A 779-nucleotide genomic window follows, 5' to 3' on the forward strand; every position below is an offset into this window, starting at 1 on the left:
CCGAAGGCTCTCCGGCGGGGACCGCCCGAAAGATGTTTTGCCACCGCACGCAGCCGGCCCGCCTGTACTCAAGGATTTTATTGGGCATACATCTTATGGCGCTAATAAGCATTTTATCACTTCGTGATCTTTGTTCCTTAGTGAGATTTGTGTGAAATATTATGGATAAATTCCAAAGTGTTCGTGTGGTTCGTTGTAAAAAAAAAGAGAATTATCTACTCACTGCCCACGCCACGCCGCCGCTAATTACTGCCGTAACTGGGATCGCTATTATTGTAAAAGTTCGCCAGCCTGACCACCTAAATGTGAAATTACGATAAATTTATAAATACTTAATTCATTTATTACTTTTTTCTTAATGAACAAAACTACTTCTTTATCGCATTTAAGTGGTCAGGCAATGTTTGTAAATCGTTGTCTATTGAAGAAAAGTCCTGTGAGTAGGCAACCGGCGAGAAAAGCTGTTACCTCGCTTAGTATCATTATTCTTAACGATTCATCGTTAAATTGGAGCGATTCAGTCTCAGCAGCTACGAACAATCAAGGAATGATGTCGCTTATGTCTGGAACCTTCTCGGGGGGTAATTTGACTACAACATGGTCGGGTCATTGATATTAATTAATCCATAAGTAATCGGGGCTGTCCAAAAAGTAACATTTTGGGCAGTCCTTTTTTATAACTCACGCACTGGTAACAGCTATCGATGTTCCGTAGTATACCGTGCCTTGTACGGTACACCATAATGGAATGGCACAATGGAGAAATGCTTATTTGCTCT

At 41.2% G+C, this 779-nt stretch carries 1 protein-coding gene; it reads left to right on the top strand.

All coding sequences use genetic code 11. The annotated features are described in order from the left end of the window. The first annotated feature begins 436 nt into the window (after positions 1 to 436). A complete protein-coding gene (locus ACYVRA_RS07680) occupies positions 437 to 613 on the top strand; it encodes a hypothetical protein (protein WP_461252149.1) in 177 nt (58 codons plus the stop codon). Positions 614 to 779: the final 166 nt, after the last annotated feature.

Source organism: Treponema sp. R8-4-B8 (genome assembly GCF_054786175.1).